This window comes from Paenibacillus sp. KS1, from assembly GCF_001680695.1.
GTDB lineage: Bacteria > Bacillota > Bacilli > Paenibacillales > Paenibacillaceae > Paenibacillus_B > Paenibacillus_B suaedae.
The window spans coordinates 1-252 of the sequence record NZ_MAIS01000376.1; the positions used below are offsets into that span (position 1 = coordinate 1).

Here is a 252-nt window from a genome sequence, read left to right on the forward strand (position 1 = left end):
CTCACCGCTGAAAGGATCCGGAAGGAATCGTTCCTCCGTCAGCTCTGGACGATTCAAGTATCCACGGGTAACCCCTGCCCCGCCAATGTACAGCTCCCCGACGACACCGATTGGTACAGGTTGTTGATGGCGATCCAATACGTATAACTTCGTATTCGCTATTGGCCCTCCAATCGGCGGCACGCCCTCCTGCAAAGAGCTAACCTCTGTTGCTGTAGCTATGACTGTACACTCTGTAGGGCCGTAGTTGTT

Annotated in this window: 1 protein-coding gene; it reads right to left on the minus strand. The window is 54.0% G+C overall.

Annotated elements, in window-relative coordinates; all coding sequences use genetic code 11:
• Window positions 1-252 (minus strand): AMP-binding protein (locus BBG47_RS28720; protein WP_254659966.1); only part of this gene is annotated, 252 nt, incomplete at both ends.